Here is a 17,175-nt window from a genome sequence, read left to right on the forward strand (position 1 = left end):
ACCTTTTCGTGCAAAATAATAAATAATACCGAAGATTGTTCAAAAAATACAATAAAAATTATTAGAGTGAAATAACACCTTCTACCTTGGCTCCCACTTCTTTATATTTTTCAATCACTTGATCAGGATTTTTCATCTTTACATTTATAGAAACACTGGTATAAGTACCTTTTGAAGATTGTTTGGTGGTGATTACTGCTCCCATATTATCAAATATAGTTTCTACTAATTCAATCTTTTCATTGGCAGAAGGAACAATAAATTTATAAAGATATTCACTAGGCCAAGAAGTGGTTTCTTCTAATTGTTTATGTAATTTTTTGTAAAACTCTTCTGGATTTTCATTTGCATTCATAAAAAATCTATTTCTTTTTTTTCTACAAAGATACTGTAATTAAGCTATTTTTTTAAATTGCCTTTAATTAAATAGAAATTCATGCATAATCATTCAAAAATTGTAATTCTTGGCGGCCCAGGAACGGGAAAATCTTCTGTTATCACCGAATTAAAAAATAGAGGTTATCCTTGTTTTGATGAAGTATCAAGAGAAATCATTCAAAAAGCTCAAAAAGAAGGTATAGATCAGCTATTTTTGACAGAACCGCTTTTGTTTAGTGAAAAACTATTAGAAGGTAGAATTAATCAATTTAAGCAAGCACAAAAAATAGAAAAAGCTGTTTTTATAGATAGAGGTATACCAGACGTAACCGCTTATATGGATTTTAAAAAAGAAAAATACCCCCTAAAATTCAGTAAAGCAAACATAGATTACACTTACGACCAAGCTTTTTTATTACCAGTTTGGCCAGAAATTTATAAGTCTGATACAGAACGCTATGAAAATTTAGAGGAAGCTTTTTTAATTGAAAAAGAGCTTATTAAAACCTATAAAAATTTAGGTTATCATTTAATTGAAGTTCCTAAAACTAATGTAAAAGAAAGAACTAACTTTATTTTAGAAAACTTAAAGTCATAAACAAAAAAGAAGACATATTATACCAATACTGGGGCTATTCTAAATTTAGACCAAGTCAAGAAGAAGTAATCAATCATATTTTAAATAATAAAGATGTGATTGCTTTAATGCCAACTGGTGGCGGAAAGTCATTATGCTTTCAAGTTCCTGCTTTATTAAAAAAAGGAATTTGTATTGTTATTTCTCCTTTACTTGCCTTAATGCAAGATCAAGTAAATAACCTTATGCAACGAGGCATACCTGCTTTAATGTTGCAAGGCGGCATTTCTTATGACGAATTAGACAAAACACTAGATAACTGCATTTACGGAAAATACAAATTTCTTTACCTCTCACCAGAACGTTTAAGCCAAGAGCTTGTGCAAGAAAGAATTAAACTCATGAATGTAAGCTATTTAGTCGTAGATGAAGCACATTGTATTTCTGAGTGGGGGCATGATTTTAGACCTGCCTACCAAAATATTGTAGATTTTAAAAATCTTCATCCGCAAATAAAGACCATAGCACTTACCGCTACTGCAACCCAAAAAGTAGTTAGTGATATGGTAAATTATTTAGAAATACCCGAAGCTAAGATTGTAAAACAAAGTTTTAAACGCCACAACTTAAGCTTAATTTCTGAAAAATTTGAAGATAAAAACCATAAGCTTTTTCAATTTCTTTCTAACAATCCAGGTTCGTCAATTATTTATGTAAGAAATAGAAATGCTACAGAAGAAATTTCTGAATTTTTATCAACTAGAAACATTGCTGCTTCTCCATTTCATGGCGGTTTGCAAACCGCTACTAAAAATAAACTTTTAAAAAATTGGCTAGATGAAAAGGTTAGCGTAATGGTAGCCACAAGTGCTTTTGGAATGGGAATCGATAAAGCAAATGTAAGAAATGTAATTCACTACCATTTACCCGAAAGTTTAGAAAGTTTTTTTCAAGAAATTGGGCGTGGCGGCAGAGACGGAAAACCTGCCAAGGCTTACCTTATCTATAATGATGCAGATATACTAAGGCTAAAAACTCAATTTTTAAGCATTATACCAAAAGTTGAAGATGTTAAACTAATTTACAAAAAATTAAATGCTTTTTTTTCTATAGCTTATGGTGAAGGAAAAGAAGAATTATATAATTTCAACTTTTTAAATTTTTGTAAAACCTATCAACTTTCTTCAGGAAAAACCTACCAAGTACTTCAACTTTTAGACAGGACAAGTATTTTTAGCTTAAAAAAAGAATACAAACAAAAAATAGAAATTGTTTTTAAGGTTTCAGCAAAGCAAGTAGATCAGCTCACGCAATTACAACCAAAATTTCATCATTTTGTACAAATTTTAACCCGAAATTATTCTGGAATATTTGAGCAGTTTATCTCGTTAGATTTTAAAGAACTTCAATACAAAACTGGATTCAATCCTCAGGAGATTAAAACTGTTTTAAATGAACTAGACCACCTAGAGGTTATAAATCTTAGAATTATAGATCAAGACACCTCTATATTCTTTCTTCAACCAAGAGAAGATCAAATAACCATTAGTCCGCTAATTCCATACATTAAGCAGCAATACACCAACAAAGAGACTAAAATAAATGCTGTTTTAGCTTATTTAGAGAATAATAAAGATTGTAAAATGGTACAATTACTTACTTATTTTGGTGAAATAGACGTTAAGCCCTGCGGTCAATGTAGTGTATGCTTGCAAAAGAATAAAAATAACAACATTAATAAACGCCAAATTGCTTTAGAAATACTTAAATATTTAACCAACCATGCCATGTCTTCCAGAGAAATTGTTCAAGTAGTTAAATATGATGAAGAAATAGTAATAAGTATACTTCAGCAGCTCTTAGAATTTAATAAAATTACCTTAACCCCCGATAAAAAATATAAGCTCAAATGAAAAATTTAAGAATTCTATTTATGGGTACTCCAGATTTTGCAGTTACCATATTAGACAAGATTATAGCCGAAAAATATAATGTGGTAGGTGCGGTTACCGCGGTAGATAAACCTGCTGGAAGAGGTCAAAAATTAAGATTTTCTGCTGTAAAAGAAGCTGCACTTCAACATGATTTAGAAGTGTTACAGCCCACTAATTTAAAATCAGAATCTTTCCAAGAAGACCTCAATAGACTTAATCCTAATTTAATTATTGTAGTTGCTTTTAGAATGTTACCTAAAAAAGTTTGGAATTTCCCTGCTTTAGGTACTTTTAATTTGCACGCCTCTCTTCTACCGCAATATAGAGGAGCAGCTCCTATTAATTGGGCAATTATTAACGGAGAAGAAAAAACAGGAGTAACAACTTTTTTTATCGATGAAAAAATTGATACTGGAGAAATTATTGCAAAAAAAGAAATAGCCATAGATTCTGCCGAAAATGCAGGCGTATTGCATGATAAATTAATGCATTTAGGTGCAGATCTAGTAACAGAAACCTTGAAGCTCATTCAAGAAGAAAACGTTAAAACACAAAAGCAAAATAATTTTTCTCCTTTAAAAACCGCTTACAAACTTAATAATGAAAATACCAAGATAGATTGGCAACAACCAGCAATTAAAATTTATAATCACATTAGAGGCTTAAGTCCTTACCCAGTTGCATGGACATATTTAGATAACGGTAATAAAGAATTACGCTGTAAAGTTTATTCTGCTAGTTATGTTATAGAAAATCATCAAACTAACATAGGAACGGTAACTAAAGAAGATAAAAAATTGAAAGTAGCCACTCAAGATGGTTATATTTTCATAGAAGAAATTCAATTACCTGGAAAACGTAAACTACCTACAAAAGATCTATTAAATGGTTTTTCTTTAGAAGAGAATTCAAAAATGGTGTAAACCCTTACAAATACTGAACTGAAGAAATTTTTAATAAATCAAGTGTGATTTATTAACAATACCACTAAGTTATTAACAATATCGCCCATTTGACCTGCTATTGCTTGCATAGGTGAGAATTCCGTATAAATTTGTAGACGAAATCAATACATGTTTAACCAACAATTAGTTTAAATCAAAAATTATGAACAAAACGAATTTAATTGATGCAATGGCAGAAGATGCCGGGATTTCTAAAGCTGCTGCTAAAAAAGCATTAGAATCTTTCTTAGAGAATATTGAAGGATCTCTTAAAAAAGGAGATAGAGTTTCTCTAGTAGGATTTGGATCTTGGGCTGTTTCTAAAAGAGCTGCTCGCGAAGGTAGAAATCCACAAACTGGAAAAACAATCAAAATCGCTGCTAAAAACGTTGTTAAGTTTAAAGCAGGATCTGATTTACAGAAATCGGTTAATTAATTAACTGTATTCCATAAGTTTATAAAAACCTTTCTTTTCGAGAGGTTTTTTTTATGCTTTTTTATAAATATTAATTGCATTTATAGATTTTTTAATTTAGATTTATTTCCAAAGACTAAAATATTTGACATCATTAGTACCACATAAAGGAAAATTACTAGTTGCAGAACCTTCTATTATAGGTGATGTTTCATTCAATAGATCTGTCGTTCTGTTAGCCGACCATAATACTGAAGGATCGGTGGGTTTTATTCTGAATAAACTCTTAGATTTTGATTTATCTGAACTTATTCCAGGCATTAATAAAAACTTTAAAGTTTTTAATGGTGGTCCTGTAGAACAAGACAATCTCTATTTTATACATAAAGTACCAGAACTTATCCCTGGAAGTATAGAAATAGCAGGAGGTATTTTTTGGGGAGGCAATTTTGAAGTAGTAAAAAGTCTCATTCAGAATAATTTAATTTTCGAAGAAGACATTAAGTTTTTCTTAGGCTATAGCGGTTGGGATTCTAATCAGTTAGATATAGAATTAAGCGCTAACGCTTGGGTTGTGATAGATAATAAAGACAATAAAGGTATCTTACAACAAGATTCTGCAAATTTCTGGAAAGAAAAGATGAAAGAGCTTGGTGGTGAATACTTAATTTGGTCAAATGCCCCAGAAAACCCTAGTTACAATTAACCCAACCTAGCAGTAGTATTTAATTTTGCTAAGAGTTGCTTTGCCACTTTCGCACTAAAATTTTTCTTTCTGTATTTTGTAATTGGTTGAATACCCATCACCACATTTGTGATAAATAATTCATCTGCTTTTTGCAATTCAAATGCAGAAACAGATGCTTCTTCTAAAGTAAAATCATCTGTTTTTTTAATGATCTCGATAAGTTTTTTTCTTGTAATTCCATTTAAACAACCATCTGTTAAAGGCGCGGTTTTAATGTTGTTTCCCTTCACTACAAATAAGTTTCCGTTTAAAGCTTCTACAATATTTTTTTTCTCGTTGACTAACAAACAGTTTTGATAAGCATTTTCTTCTGCATAGATACTTGCCAGTACATTAATTATTTTATTGGTAGACTTTAACGTAGAAAGCAAACCACTGGTTAAGTAATGGTCTTTAAATAGCTCTATCTCATAATCTTTTTCATCTAAAATGTAAAAAGAATTAGCTAACTCATAGGTTCTTATGGTATAATTTACTTCTCTAGTACTGGGTTGATAAAGCCCTCCTGGTTTTCGGTAAACATTAATTTTAACCCTAGCAGGTTGTTGCGTTAATTTATTTGCTTCAAGAAGTTCTAAGATTTCTGCTTCTAAAAATTCTGGGGAAAACTGCATTGGGATTTCCATACGTAAAATACGCATAGAAGCCATTAATCTAAAGTAATGATCTTCCCAAAACATAATTTTACCATTAATCACTCTTATGGTTTCAAACAAACCATCAGCGTAATTAAAAGATCTATTCTCTATGTTTAAATTTACATGTTGATCTTGTACTATTTCACCTTCAAAATTAATCATAAAAAAGCCCCGTATTTAAGTAAAAACGGGGCAAATATACTAAATTAAAAAAATCTTTTATACAGAACCAAGCACATGTTTTAAATCTGAAACCATATTTTCCCAAAGCATTTTCCCTTCATTAACTTCATCATCATCTTCTGCATGATCGGTAATCATTAAAGAAACATCTTTAGTAATCTCATCTACCTGAATTCTCATCTCAAAAAAATAAGGATTTCCCTCTTCTTCATCCTCTAACCAACGTAATTTAATGCGCTCTCCACTTTTTTTACTTAGAAGCTTTGCTTTTTCTTCGCTACCTTCCCAAATAAACGTAAAAATCTCACCTCTAGAATTTACATTATCGGCATACCATTCGCTTAAACCTGAAGGAGTTGAAATATATTGATATAATAATGACGGAGATGCCTGAATAGGAAACTCCATTTCGTATTTTATTTTAGTACTCATACGTATTTTATTTGTTGAAAGGCAATATATATATTCTTTAGAAACATTGAAAGGAAAATTAATTATTTTATTTTTTTTAAAACTTATTTGCAACATAATAAAATAATTTTATATTTGCACCCGCAAACGGCGAGGTAGCTCAGTTGGTTAGAGCGTCGGATTCATAACCCGGAGGTCCCGAGTTCAAATCTCGGTCTCGCTACAGTATTTTTCAAAACCCTTGTAATTTCAAGGGTTTTGACGTTTTTAAGCGTAATTGCCGGTTCATATTTGGTTCAATCTATATTTTTAGCTGCTTTTTAAAAGACTGCTAAAAAAAAATGGATACTTCTCAAAAAACCACTTCAAAAAAAATTCTATTTGTTGATTACATTCCTGCAGATCTAAAAGAAACGTCTGGAGAGAACTGGCGCGTTGTATTTTCTGTAAAAATTCCAGATAAAGAAGATTTAAAAAGATTTAAACGTAGGGTTCCGAAACATTCAAACAAAACGTTGCGAAAAAAAATTGCCACGAGAATGTGTAACGAAATAAATAAAAAGCTTGAAAAAGGTTGGTCGCCATTTTATGAAGGTATTGCCGATCACGAATTTAAAAAACTTGTTAAAGTTTTAGATTTCTATATAGATCAAGCGGAACGCAAAGCAAATGACGGTTTAATAAGATTAGATAGTTACCGTGCGTACAATTCCTTTTCTAATAATATTAAGCAATACTTAACTGAAAAAAATATTGGCGAAATGTTCGTAGCAGAATTTGACAAAAAATTTGTTCTTGAATTTTTAGATTACATCTATTATGAAAGAAAACGATCTGCAAGAACTCACAATAATTACCTTTCATTTCTTAACCAGTTGGCAATTTTTATGACCGACAGAAAATTTATTCCATCTAATCCAGTTAACGGAATTTCTAAAAAAATGGTTACTAAGAAAAAAAGGGAATTAATACCGGGTAATGTGCGAAATGAAATTTTTAAATATCAAGCTCTTACAAACAAACACTATTTATGTTTAATGCTTACGGTATATTTTTGTTTTATTAGAAGGACGGAAATCACTAAATTAAAAAAAACACATTGGGTGTAATTTAAAAATCGAGCTGAATTTAGTTTTTTTACCAATTTTTGGTAAATTTGATTAAAATTAAAAATAATGAAGAATACATCCATATCACTCGGAGATTATTTTGACCAGTTTGTACAAACTCAAGTTTCTGCTGGTAGATACAAGAACGTTAGTGAAGTTATCAGAGCTGGACTCAGAATGTTGGAAAATGAAGAAAGTAAAGTAATTGCGTTGCGAAATGCAATACAAGAAGGGTTGAACAGTCCATTGGTTGAAGATTTTGACTTTGATGAAAATCTGAAAAGATTAAAAGCAGAGAAAAGAAAGAATGGCTAAAGTTATACTAAGACAAGAAGCTATTAATGACTTAAATAGTATTTGGTATTATACTTTCGAAAAATGGTCTGAAAAGCAAGCTGATAAATATTATGCAACAGTTAAAATGGCTTGCAATGGAATTGGAGATAATCCCGATATTGGAAAAGAATATTACGGGATAAACAAAAATTTACTCGGACTAAAATTTGGAAAACATATTATTTTTTATCAGCAAATGTCAAATGATAGAATTGAAATAATCAGAATCCTACACGAAAGAATGGATTTAAAAAATAGAATAAGCGAATAAAAAAGGGTTCAACTCTAAATATTAATTAAAGACAAACCCAAGGTATTTTAAACTTACACACTTTACAGGATGGTCCCCTGCTAACATTGTATGCCACTTCAGAAAAACTACTAGCAAACACACTCTTTTCTCTTACAATCTGATTTATCCAAGTATAATAGACTCTAAAACTGGAATGAAAGATTTACCAAAATCGGTCAGATTATAAACCTTTTTTATTGGTGGCTTTTACCATAGCCTTTTCTTGAAACCAAAACATCTTTTTCTAATTGTTTTAATTGTAAACTCAAAGCCATTTCAGTAATTCAAGGTGTTTCTTTGCGAATTTCACTAAATCTTACTTTCATTATCAACCCTAAGTTTCTAAAATCTAACCTATACGCAAACAAGTGTGTACCTATTATAAAACCACTATATAGTATAAATAGTGTAGTCTTGCTCTGCAGTTATTATGGACTTAGTGTGGGTTAGATAGGGCTTATCTAGGAGATTCCTCAGCTTTTAACGGTTAGCAACAAATATAAATATTTATTTATCATGGGCTTTATTTATGGATATTATACTTACGGCTGCTATACAGTTTTAACAACAAACCAATAATAAGCCCATGCAATCGTTAGGATTAATTTTCCATTTTTTGGCAGTAATATCCAATAACCAAACCCTGGAAATCAATCCTTCATAAAAAGGGAAATAATCTGCTATCGGTATAGGGTTCCTTTCTTAATGGCCAACGTAATTTCTTTAGTATAATATTCTTTATACTGAAATATATAATCTCCTTCATTGGTCTCGGTAATTGTTGCCGCTATCACATCTTTACAAAATACCTTCGCTTGCCTCATTAAGTATTTCTTTTGTATTTATAGGTGCTCATTCATCTACAAAGATGGCTAAAACAAGTTTACTTTTTTCATATTAAGATTTGTCTTCCTCTACTCTATTTTACAGACTACAGTTCTTCCCTCTCTTCAAATTCTTCTTCTATTTACTTCGTTTTTTTTACAAATGTTGCCAATCCTTTTATTATATGCAAAAACATATAGAACGGATACTATTTAGACATCTTTGGCATTACGAACTCTGAAAAGGGTAAATTATCTCATATAAAAAGAATCATTACTAAATGATTGTGGATTTTTTATGAGGCTCTCCCCCAATTTGCTTGTTTTTAAAATTATGAGGTTCATATAATTATGGCTGTAAAACACACCCCAATAAGATTGTGAAACTATGGTAAGGAAACGTTTAACTACTGGGTAGACCGCCGTAAATAGATTACTTGCGATATAAACGAATTTCAATAAGTACGGTTATTGGTAATATTCATGAAAAAAGATGAATAGCAATAAAGTATTCATCTTTTTAAAAATAACCAATTATCATTATGCTAGGGTGAAAGTATAAACTCTCTACGATAGAGATGAGCTTTTTATTTTTTTGCTTCTGCTACAGAAACTTTACGGAATTCTTTTAGCAATTTTTCTAAAGCTAAAGAAGATTTTCTTGCTCTAGTACCTGCTGCTTTATTACCACTTTCTAATTGAGCATTGGCATCGCTCTCAAAAGATTTGTAAGTGCTTTTAATGTTTTCGATCAATTCTTTCATAATTCTTGTTTTTAAATTTTATTTACAAAACTAAAATAAAATTATTCTATTTAAACACGCCCTTATTCCCATAAATTTCACGAAGAACCCGTACTTGTTTAAGGCTTTTCTTTCAGCTTTTTTACTTCCTGATCTAAACTATCTACCTGTTTACGTAGCCGATCAGACTCTTCTCGTAACTCTTTTACCTCTTCCCTTTTGGTATTTCGTCGTTCTTGTAAGCTTAAGCGCTTTGCTTCCAGCTGCATACGTTTAGCTTCACGTTCTAAACGCATAGATTTACGTTGTAAGATTAAGTCTTCGCGATTGCTTAGTTCTCCCGAAATTATTTTTTTAATTAGTTCACCTGTATCCGTGAATTTTTGCTGTAGCTCGTTCCCTGCTTGAGTTTTATCTAATTTCATTCTAAGATAACCTGAAGAGAATTCTATAGTATATATCTCATCATTACTTGGTGAGAATACCCAAGAAAGCCAAGAACCTTTTTTATTAATACGCTCTTTTCCAAATGCATCGATTAAAGTTTCTTTTACCTGTTGGTCATATGGAGAAGCATAACTTGCCCTAAACTTATAACTATCGTTAGAATTGCTTACGGCGATAGATAAATTCTCGTCTTTCTGTTCACTATTAGCTACTGAATGTTTATAGCTGTTACTTGTACTAGAGTTAGTAGCTGTTGAAGTAGTACTAGAAGATGCTTGTTGTGCTCGACAAAACAGTCCGCACACAAATAATACAATTGATAATAGAATAAGTTTCATGATGATATGGTTTTTATGAATTAATAAATTTATTTTTCTACTAGAAAAGTGAGACCTATACCTCGGGTACTTTTAATTTTTATTCGGGGATCTTCTTTAAAATATTTACGCAAACGACTTATAAAAACATCCATACTTCGTCCCGAAAAGAAATCGACCTCTCCCCATAGCTGCTGTAAAATGGTTTCGCGTTTGAGTAATTTATTTTTGTTTTGAAACAAATAATCAATTAAGGCAGCTTCTTTTTCTGTTATTTTTTGAACTTTTCCTTCCCTAAGCAAACAATAATTTTGAGTATCTAAATAATAACTCGAAATTTTAAGATTAGCTTCAGTTTCAGGTTGCTTGAGATGCTGTTGAGTTCTCCTTAAAATATTTTGAATGCGTAACACCAAGATGTCGGCATCAAAAGGTTTTACAATATAATCATCGGCACCTAGCTTTAGTCCCCTTATTTTGTCTTCTTTTAGTTTTCTAGCGGTTAAAAATATAAACGGAACTTCGGGAAACTGTTGAATAATTTTTTTAGCGAGCTGAAAACCATCAATTTCTGGCATCATCACATCAAGAACCGCGATAGAAAACGGTATTTGCTCTTGTTTATGTAGTAGTTCTAAAGCTACTTGTCCATTAACCGCCCAACTTACTTGATACCCGTGTACTTCTAAATATTGCTTTAAAATACTTCCAAAGTCATAATCATCTTCTACTAATAATAGATGAGCTTTTATCATAAGGCAAACGGAATTTGAATGATAAATTTACTTCCTTTTCTAATGTCACTTTGCACTTCTAAACTTCCTTCATGCGCTATTATTATTTGTTTTGAATAATATAATCCCAAGCCAAGACCTTGATGCGTATGTAAGTTTCCTTGAGAAACACGATAAAATTTTTCGAAGATCTGTTTTTGAGCTGGTTTGGGAATTCCTAATCCGTTATCGCTAATTTCTATAAAAAAATAATCTTCTATTTGCTTTGTAGTCATATGAATACGAATATCTGCCTCATTATATTTTACAGCATTGTCTAAGAAATTAAATAGTGCTGTGGTAAAATAAAATTCATCTATAAAAAGGGATGGTGTCTCTTTTTGAAAAGAAGTAATTATTGTTAGCTCTTCCTTTGTTTGACTCAATTTAAAATCTTCCACTACCCTATTTAAATAAGCAAATGTATTTATTGGTTGACGATTTAATTGTAGATGCCCTGCCTCCAAACTACTATTCATCACTTGATCGATAAGTTTTTGAATACGTTCATTTTGGCGATCTATAATCTGTAATGAATTGGTTAATGCTTCAGGGTGCTTTAATATGTGTTCATTTTTTAAACTTTTTATGGCAATTCCTAAAGTAGCCAAAGGTGTTTTCAGCTCGTGGGTTATATTATTTATAAAATCGGTTTTTATTGTGCTTATTTTTTTTTGGGTTATTAAGCTTTTTAGCGAGTAATAAAAAAGCCCCAGCATTACTAAAAAAAGAAACACCGATCCCACCAATAAACCAAGCATTTGATTGAGCACGATACTTTTTTCATCTACAATCTGCATCATATCTTTAAACTTTAACTCTATATTGTAATGCTTTGTGGTAATTTTATCCTCGGTTTGATCGAGGTAGTCGTATTGAGAAAAGGTTCGGGAAACACTCACCGAATTTGCTTTTTCGTTAGGAAAGTCATTTCCAAACATTTTAAAGGTTTGCACTTGTTTTTGCGGAAAAAGGGTATCATTTTCTTCTCCAAAAATGACAATGCTTTCTATATTCTTTTTATAATTAACCGAATACCCGAGTTTTTTATCTTTTAATTCCTTCTGATAAATACGATAGTAATCTTTATTTAAGGTATCGGCTTTTTGCTGCAACCTGTATAATATTTCTTGATTTGTACTACGATGGTTTTTATAATCGGCAATCTGGTTTTTCAATTCTTCATCCCAGTTATTTATAATCGAATCCAATTCTTGGTTATAGTCAATGTTCAAGATTCGGCTTCGGGTGTCTTCAATAAACGCCTTTCTTTTTAAAGTGTAGGTGTTATAGATAAGATAGCCCTGAATAGTCGATAATGCTAAAAAAGCAGCGATAGAAATTAGGATAAGCCAAGTGATCTTCAGTTTCATAATTACATCTTCTGCATCAAAATTACTATACTTTAGCTTTTATAGAGAAACATTTCTATGCGTTAACCCATCGTTAACCTTAAAATTGAGCAAAAGCCTTGTTATAAATGGGTCTTTAGGTTTTGAAATGTATTCAGATCCATCCTTAAGGATTTTTGTGAGTTACATTAACCTCCCATTAACCACGGGTTAACCGTATTTAAAGTGAAGTTGTCTCAAATTTGCTGTACTCTAAAAGCAAAAATCATGAAACAACTAAGCTTATTTTTCCTATCTCTATTCATTCAGCAAGTTTTAATAGCACAATCTATAGCACTTCACGGAGAAGTAAAAGACATGCTAAAACATCCTGTGGAAAATGCAGATGTGATTTTAAGAGACGTTCAACAAAAAATGATCACCTATACAGCGACCGATTCTTTAGGAAAATTTACCTTGAAAGCACCTGATGGAATCTATATACTTGAAGTATATCACCTCGCTTATCAAAAACTTACAAAGAATATTCAATTAGTCGATTCCTCTCCTCAACCTCTAGGCTTAATTTTACTTTCTGCAGAAGAAAGTCTATCTGAAGTTATGATTTCTGCTCAAAAGCCATTATTGGAAAAAAAATTAGATCGTTTGGTGATTAATGTAGAAAATAGATCTGCCTTTGCGGGCAATAATTTATTTGAATTGTTAAAAAATACACCTGGTATCTACACCGCTACGGACGACCAGTTACAGATGCTGGGGAAATCTGGTATTCGGGTTATGCTAAATGGCAGGTTACAATACTTAGCCACCAATGAAATAAGTGATTTCTTAAAAAATATTGCTGCTGATGAAATCATTAAAATCGAACTTATTACCACACCGCCAGCTAATTTTGAGGCAGAAGGAAATGCTGGTTATATTAATATAGTTACCAAAAAAATAAGAAAAAAAGGAAGGGAGTTAAAAACAGCACTCAACGGTTATCAGGGAAAATACTCCCGAATAATGAGCAGAACAGGGTTTCAGTACCAAGATGAACAATTACGAACGGATATTTCTTACAGCTACGGAAAAATAAATTCTTTTGAAGCTATTAAACAATATAACGTGTTTTCCAATAACGGAATAATACAGCATTATCGTTCTTTTAATCAAGAAAATCGGCGCACCTATTACCATACTATAAGAAATCAAATAGATTGGCAAATCAACAAAAAATCTGTTTTAAGTTTTGCCTTACGAACTATGATAAAAGAAGAAGAACGACCTGCTGAAAATGAAAATTTTCAGTTGGGAGAAGAGGATAATATTTTTCATAACATACAAAGTTCAACTTTTGAAGAGCGTGCTTATATAAATTACGGTACCGATATTTTTTATGAATATACATTAGATTCCTTAAAGAAAAAAATGATGCTTAGCGGAAGTTATGCAGGCTTTAGCACCAATAACCAGCAAAGGTTTTCTAACCATTATTTTAATGAACATGAGCCTTTAACTCAAGAACAATTGCGGAGTGATTTCAAAAATAAATCAGAAATCATGGCTTTTAAAGTGGACTTTTATTTACCTTTTAAAAAAACCACTTGGGAAACCGGTTTAAAATACGCTCAAACCAAAACAAACAATAGCTTCTTATTTGAAAATTTTGATTACCTGCAATGGCAAATAAATCCTAATTTAAACAATGACTTTTTGTACAGAGAACAAAATGCGGCACTCTATATTTCGATGCAAAAAAATATGGCTAAAAGATGGAAGCTTAAATTAGGCTTGCGAGGAGAATATACTTCTACAAAAGGAGACTCCCCTAACCTTGACCAATTAACCACTTATCGTTACTTTAATCTTTTCTCTACGTTTTATCTTCAATATGAGGTAAATAATCAGTATCAAATGAACCTTTCTTATGCAAGACGCATTAACCGTCCAGATTATAGTAGCCTTAATCCTTTTATTACCTATCAAAGCCCGTTGTTTTCTAATCAAGGGAATCCGTTATTAAGACCCGAGTTTACCCATAGTTTAGAATGGAATCATACGCTAAAAAACAGGTATGTTATCACTCCTTTTTACAATTATACTCAAGCGTATTATTCTGAGTATCCCTATCAAGTAGAAGCAACTCAAGAAACTCGCTATACGTTTGGAAATCTTGGAAGTCATCAAAACGCTGGAGTGCAAGCTATTTTACCTTTTAAAATTAACAAACAAATTAATTGGCAACATAGCTTATTGGGTCTATATCAACAATACGTTATTGCTTACGATTCCATTCAAGAAAAACCCGCAGGTGTTTTTTGGCGTTATCAAAGCTCTTTTAGCGTTGAATTGAATAAAAATTTAAATATGGAAATCTCCGGATATTATGAAAGTAAATCTATACAAGCTTTTTATGAAGCAGATGATCATGCCGATGTTAGTATAGGCATGAACTATTCCTTTTGGAAAGAAAAGGCAAATTTATCATTAGGGGTTTCTGATATTTTTTATACCAACAGAGCAAAAGCTGAAATAAATTATCCTAATCAATCTTTAGGCTTTTATAGGCGTAATGATACCCGATTATTTAAAATTGGCTTTACTTATAAATTTGGGAAAAATACAGTTAAAGACAAGAAGTCTTTGGATAGCGCTAGTGCAGAAGAGCAGGAAAGATGGTAAACCTATAAATTTTAAGTTATATTTTATTAATTAAATCTTGTAGGAGGCTATTGGTGTTTAAGTATTGATAGATAGCATGGTAAAAAATAGGGATAAGTTGTTTTTAATCTTAAAATAAATTCTCTTCTTAAACCTTATGCAGCAACATTTAAAAATTTATTTATTCCCATCGTTTCAAATTTTTATAGCTCAAAATTCTTTTCGTTATAAATGATTTAAAAAAATATTGATTTCTAGAATTTTTTATTAATCTACAGACGATATTTTTGGACTTCTCCCAATGATAAATGCACCCCCTTGATATTGTTAAACTTGAAATTTACATTTGTACTTTCAAAATCAACTTGCTATCGATCGCCACCATTTTCAGTCTTTCTTTTTAATATACGAAAATATAATATCCCATAACGATCAACAAGATTGTACAGACCAGAAGGAATATATTTATCAATTCTTTCCTGCCAATACATTTATTTTAAAACTCTTTTTTGTATGTTTATCTTCATAAATTTTGTTTAAAAATAGGGAGATTATAAAATTTGAATGGAGTTTCATTTTATAGAAATAAACAGAAATTTTTAGTTTTGAGATTTTTATAATGCTTCATTCAATAAATTATTTAATTAAATTTAAAAAATTTATACTAATAAGTAAAACTAAAAACTTGTGTTATCCGGTCAATATACCTATATAAACAGTTATATTTGTTTGGATATAACCAGTTGGCAACAAGCTGAAAAAATCACGAATGAAAAACAAAATACTGATTTTATTACTCACTTTATCATCGATAATTGGCTTTGGTCAGAACTCAAAAGAAAATGTCTTATATGTTGTCGATTCAATTCCAGTAATAGAAGAACCGAAAGAAGGATTTCGAACTCTAACCGAAAATGAAATTGATAATGTTGTTGTGGTAAAAGATAAAAAAGTAATGAAATCTTCTGGATACAAAGATTTGGATAGAATTATTTATGTTTTCACTAAAGAATATATCAAAAGACCAGATAGCATAAAAGCAATTCCGACAACTAAATTAATGACCAAAAAAAATGGAACTTGGTATCTAAAAAATAGTTCAACACCATATTCAGGAAAATTTATAGACTATTATCTAACTGGAAAAAAACAAGGCGAAGGAATTTTGTTCAACGGGAAACTAAAAGGTAAACGCCTACTCTACCATTTAAGTGGAAACATATCTGACGAGATTGAATATGAGAACGGAATTTCAAACGGACTTGAGCAAAGATTTTATGAAGATGGAACTTTAATGCAAAAAGGGAATTTTAAGAACGGAAAAGAAATTGGAATTTGGGAAATGTATCATCCAAACGGACAATTAAAACAACGAACAAACTTTGTTAACGGAAAAATGGACGGAGAATCTGTTTCTTTTTATTCAACAGGAGAAATTAAAGGTAAAAACGTTTACAAAAATGGAGTTTATCAAAAAGATAAAATAAACGATAAGCTTTTCAAACTTTATAATGAATCACAGAAATTATATAAACAAGTAAACCATAAAGTAGCGATAAAAAAACTGGATAAAGCTTTAGAATTAGACTCAAATTGGGCAGAAGGATATTTTGCGAGAGGAACTATGAAATTAAATAATTTTCAATTTGACGAGGCAATTAAGGATTTTGATAAAACTCTCGAAATTGAGCCTTATTTTACAAATGCATATTCAAATCGAGCTTTTGCTATTTTAAGAAAACACGAACTTGGAAATGATCGGACTTTATCAAAATCAAAAGACATCCAAATAATCGCTTCAAAGGCAACTGAAATACCAGAATCGGAATTGATTAAAATTTGTGCTGATTTGAAAAAAGCTGTGTCACTCGGAGATGATAACTGGATGGTTTTAGAAGCATTAGAAAAACATTGTAAAGAATAAAGCCAGTTGCCAACACCGGTAACCGTTGCACAAGCCTCTAATTCTTAGAAAATCTCACTTATTTAAACCGCTTTAGAGCGGTTTTCTAGTTTTATATCGTTTGTAAATTAGCAAAATGAAGTGCCTTTAAAATGTATCTGTAGGCTTGCTTTAATCCAATTTTGGGTATTAAAAACAAGTCGAGCAT

18 protein-coding genes and 1 tRNA gene are annotated in these 17,175 nt (G+C 31.0%); 11 read left to right on the forward strand and 8 right to left on the reverse strand.

What is annotated here, in order from left to right; genetic code table 11:
- Nucleotides 1-61: 61 nt before the first annotated feature.
- Nucleotides 62-355 (reverse strand): DUF493 family protein, encoded by a 294-nt coding sequence (locus tag KW502_RS13445; RefSeq protein WP_219041075.1) that lies wholly within the window; start codon nucleotides 353-355, stop codon nucleotides 62-64.
- Nucleotides 356-436: 81 nt separating this feature from the next.
- Between KW502_RS13445 and KW502_RS13450 the strand changes: the two genes are divergently transcribed.
- The 5 genes from KW502_RS13450 (at nucleotide 437) to KW502_RS13470 (ending at nucleotide 4,954) form a co-directional block, all read left to right on the forward strand.
- Nucleotides 437-976, forward strand: a complete 540-nt coding sequence (locus KW502_RS13450) for an AAA family ATPase (RefSeq protein WP_219041076.1) — start codon at nucleotides 437-439, stop codon at nucleotides 974-976.
- 14 nt (nucleotides 977-990) lie between these two features.
- Nucleotides 991-2,868, forward strand: coding sequence for a RecQ family ATP-dependent DNA helicase (locus KW502_RS13455; RefSeq protein WP_369412536.1), 1,878 nt, complete (start codon nucleotides 991-993; stop codon nucleotides 2,866-2,868).
- Nucleotides 2,865-3,812: a methionyl-tRNA formyltransferase gene (gene fmt, locus KW502_RS13460; protein ID WP_219041077.1), complete on the forward strand. Its 948-nt coding sequence runs from the start codon at nucleotides 2,865-2,867 to the stop codon at nucleotides 3,810-3,812. Before KW502_RS13455 ends, fmt begins: the two co-directional genes overlap by 4 nt.
- Nucleotides 3,813-3,996: 184 nt before the next feature.
- Nucleotides 3,997-4,269, forward strand: a complete 273-nt coding sequence (locus KW502_RS13465; RefSeq protein ID WP_219041078.1) for an HU family DNA-binding protein — start codon at nucleotides 3,997-3,999, stop codon at nucleotides 4,267-4,269.
- A gap of 124 nt (nucleotides 4,270-4,393) precedes the next feature.
- The gene (locus tag KW502_RS13470) at nucleotides 4,394-4,954 is read left to right on the forward strand and encodes a YqgE/AlgH family protein (RefSeq protein ID WP_219041079.1); all 561 of its coding nucleotides are present in this window, start codon (nucleotides 4,394-4,396) and stop codon (nucleotides 4,952-4,954) included.
- Here KW502_RS13470 and KW502_RS13475 read toward each other — a convergent pair.
- Both KW502_RS13475 and KW502_RS13480 read right to left on the reverse strand, forming a co-directional pair.
- Nucleotides 4,951-5,796 carry an aminotransferase class IV gene (locus KW502_RS13475; RefSeq protein ID WP_219041080.1) on the reverse strand — a complete coding sequence of 282 codons (846 nt, stop codon included), beginning with the start codon at nucleotides 5,794-5,796 and terminating at the stop codon, nucleotides 4,951-4,953. The genes KW502_RS13470 and KW502_RS13475 overlap by 4 nt on opposite strands.
- Nucleotides 5,797-5,853: 57 nt before the next feature.
- Nucleotides 5,854-6,249 (reverse strand): START-like domain-containing protein, encoded by a 396-nt coding sequence (locus KW502_RS13480; protein WP_219041081.1) that lies wholly within the window; start codon nucleotides 6,247-6,249, stop codon nucleotides 5,854-5,856.
- 128 nt (nucleotides 6,250-6,377) lie between these two features.
- Here KW502_RS13480 and KW502_RS13485 point away from each other — a divergent pair.
- The 4 genes from KW502_RS13485 (at nucleotide 6,378) to KW502_RS13500 (ending at nucleotide 7,944) form a co-directional block, all read left to right on the forward strand.
- Nucleotides 6,378-6,451, forward strand: a tRNA-Met gene (locus KW502_RS13485).
- Nucleotides 6,452-6,569: 118 nt separating this feature from the next.
- Nucleotides 6,570-7,337 (forward strand): phage integrase SAM-like domain-containing protein, encoded by a 768-nt coding sequence (locus KW502_RS13490; protein WP_219041082.1) that lies wholly within the window; start codon nucleotides 6,570-6,572, stop codon nucleotides 7,335-7,337.
- Between the two features lie 66 nt (nucleotides 7,338-7,403).
- A complete protein-coding gene (locus tag KW502_RS13495; protein ID WP_219041083.1) occupies nucleotides 7,404-7,652 on the forward strand; it encodes a type II toxin-antitoxin system ParD family antitoxin in 249 nt (82 codons plus the stop codon).
- Nucleotides 7,645-7,944, forward strand: a complete 300-nt coding sequence (locus tag KW502_RS13500; protein WP_219041084.1) for a type II toxin-antitoxin system RelE/ParE family toxin — start codon at nucleotides 7,645-7,647, stop codon at nucleotides 7,942-7,944. Before KW502_RS13495 ends, KW502_RS13500 begins: the two co-directional genes overlap by 8 nt.
- Before the next feature lie 701 nt (nucleotides 7,945-8,645).
- Here KW502_RS13500 and KW502_RS15455 read toward each other — a convergent pair.
- The 5 genes from KW502_RS15455 to KW502_RS13525 all read right to left on the reverse strand — a co-directional run bounded on the left by KW502_RS15455 (nucleotide 8,646) and on the right by KW502_RS13525 (nucleotide 12,442).
- The gene (locus tag KW502_RS15455) at nucleotides 8,646-8,789 is read right to left on the reverse strand and encodes a hypothetical protein (protein ID WP_255554255.1); all 144 of its coding nucleotides are present in this window, start codon (nucleotides 8,787-8,789) and stop codon (nucleotides 8,646-8,648) included.
- Between the two features lie 587 nt (nucleotides 8,790-9,376).
- A complete protein-coding gene (locus KW502_RS13510) occupies nucleotides 9,377-9,553 on the reverse strand; it encodes a BF3379 family histone-like protein (protein ID WP_219041085.1) in 177 nt (58 codons plus the stop codon).
- 98 nt (nucleotides 9,554-9,651) lie between these two features.
- The gene (locus KW502_RS13515) at nucleotides 9,652-10,317 is read right to left on the reverse strand and encodes a hypothetical protein (RefSeq protein ID WP_219041086.1); all 666 of its coding nucleotides are present in this window, start codon (nucleotides 10,315-10,317) and stop codon (nucleotides 9,652-9,654) included.
- Nucleotides 10,318-10,346: 29 nt separating this feature from the next.
- Nucleotides 10,347-11,051, reverse strand: a complete 705-nt coding sequence (locus KW502_RS13520) for a response regulator transcription factor (protein WP_219041087.1) — start codon at nucleotides 11,049-11,051, stop codon at nucleotides 10,347-10,349.
- On the reverse strand, nucleotides 11,048-12,442 hold the full coding sequence (locus KW502_RS13525) for a sensor histidine kinase (protein WP_219041088.1): 1,395 nt from the start codon (nucleotides 12,440-12,442) through the stop codon (nucleotides 11,048-11,050). Before KW502_RS13525 ends, KW502_RS13520 begins: the two co-directional genes overlap by 4 nt.
- 246 nt (nucleotides 12,443-12,688) lie before the next feature.
- Between KW502_RS13525 and KW502_RS13530 the strand changes: the two genes are divergently transcribed.
- On the forward strand, nucleotides 12,689-15,085 hold the full coding sequence (locus KW502_RS13530; protein WP_219041089.1) for an outer membrane beta-barrel family protein: 2,397 nt from the start codon (nucleotides 12,689-12,691) through the stop codon (nucleotides 15,083-15,085).
- Nucleotides 15,086-15,833: 748 nt separating this feature from the next.
- Nucleotides 15,834-16,988, forward strand: coding sequence for a toxin-antitoxin system YwqK family antitoxin (locus tag KW502_RS13535; RefSeq protein ID WP_219041090.1), 1,155 nt, complete (start codon nucleotides 15,834-15,836; stop codon nucleotides 16,986-16,988).
- The last annotated feature ends 187 nt before the right edge of the window (nucleotides 16,989-17,175 follow it).

The organism is Mesonia aestuariivivens (assembly GCF_019311235.1).
Classification (GTDB): Bacteria; Bacteroidota; Bacteroidia; order Flavobacteriales; family Flavobacteriaceae; genus Mesonia; species Mesonia aestuariivivens.

Excerpts from the sequence above, each read along its gene's own strand:
- KW502_RS13530 (WP_219041089.1), top strand. The coding sequence starts at position 12,689 with ATGAAACAACTAAGCTTATTTTTCCTATCTCTATTCATTCAGCAAGTT.
- KW502_RS13525 (WP_219041088.1), bottom strand. The coding sequence starts at position 12,442 with ATGAAACTGAAGATCACTTGGCTTATCCTAATTTCTATCGCTGCTTTT.
- KW502_RS13500 (WP_219041084.1), top strand. The coding sequence starts at position 7,645 with ATGGCTAAAGTTATACTAAGACAAGAAGCTATTAATGACTTAAATAGT.
- KW502_RS13465 (WP_219041078.1), top strand. The coding sequence starts at position 3,997 with ATGAACAAAACGAATTTAATTGATGCAATGGCAGAAGATGCCGGGATT.
- fmt (WP_219041077.1), top strand. The coding sequence starts at position 2,865 with ATGAAAAATTTAAGAATTCTATTTATGGGTACTCCAGATTTTGCAGTT.
- KW502_RS13445 (WP_219041075.1), bottom strand. The coding sequence starts at position 355 with ATGAATGCAAATGAAAATCCAGAAGAGTTTTACAAAAAATTACATAAA.
- KW502_RS13520 (WP_219041087.1), bottom strand. The coding sequence starts at position 11,051 with ATGATAAAAGCTCATCTATTATTAGTAGAAGATGATTATGACTTTGGA.
- KW502_RS13475 (WP_219041080.1), bottom strand. The coding sequence starts at position 5,796 with ATGATTAATTTTGAAGGTGAAATAGTACAAGATCAACATGTAAATTTA.
- KW502_RS13480 (WP_219041081.1), bottom strand. The coding sequence starts at position 6,249 with ATGAGTACTAAAATAAAATACGAAATGGAGTTTCCTATTCAGGCATCT.
- KW502_RS13490 (WP_219041082.1), top strand. The coding sequence starts at position 6,570 with ATGGATACTTCTCAAAAAACCACTTCAAAAAAAATTCTATTTGTTGAT.
- KW502_RS13510 (WP_219041085.1), bottom strand. The coding sequence starts at position 9,553 with ATGAAAGAATTGATCGAAAACATTAAAAGCACTTACAAATCTTTTGAG.
- KW502_RS15455 (WP_255554255.1), bottom strand. The coding sequence starts at position 8,789 with ATGAGGCAAGCGAAGGTATTTTGTAAAGATGTGATAGCGGCAACAATT.
- KW502_RS13535 (WP_219041090.1), top strand. The coding sequence starts at position 15,834 with ATGAAAAACAAAATACTGATTTTATTACTCACTTTATCATCGATAATT.
- KW502_RS13515 (WP_219041086.1), bottom strand. The coding sequence starts at position 10,317 with ATGAAACTTATTCTATTATCAATTGTATTATTTGTGTGCGGACTGTTT.
- KW502_RS13495 (WP_219041083.1), top strand. The coding sequence starts at position 7,404 with ATGAAGAATACATCCATATCACTCGGAGATTATTTTGACCAGTTTGTA.
- KW502_RS13450 (WP_219041076.1), top strand. The coding sequence starts at position 437 with ATGCATAATCATTCAAAAATTGTAATTCTTGGCGGCCCAGGAACGGGA.